This is a genomic window from Thermus sp. FJN-A (genome assembly GCF_054655095.1).
Genome location: NZ_BAAHSC010000335.1, coordinates 1 through 236, shown reverse-complemented (window position 1 = coordinate 236; position 236 = coordinate 1). Strand labels below are relative to the sequence as shown.

Here is a 236-nt window from a genome sequence, read left to right as displayed (position 1 = left end):
ACTCCAGGATCTTGGTGACCACGCCGGCACCCACGGTCCGCCCACCCTCACGAATGGCAAACCGCAAGCCCTCCTCCAACGCCACCGGCTTGATCAGCTCCACCGTAAACGTCACATTGTCCCCAGGCATCACCATCTCCACCCCCTGGGGCAACTCCACCACCCCCGTCACATCCGTCGTCCGAAAGTAAAACTGCGGCCGGTACCCAGAAAAAAACCCCGTGTGCCGGCCCCCC

The 236-nt window shown here is 63.1% G+C and carries 1 protein-coding gene; it reads right to left on the bottom strand.

All coding sequences use genetic code 11. From position 1 onward, the window contains the following. On the bottom strand, nucleotides 1-236 hold a 236-nt coding region (locus ACYQ0J_RS13975; RefSeq protein ID WP_460172026.1), incomplete at both ends, for an EF-Tu C-terminal domain-related protein.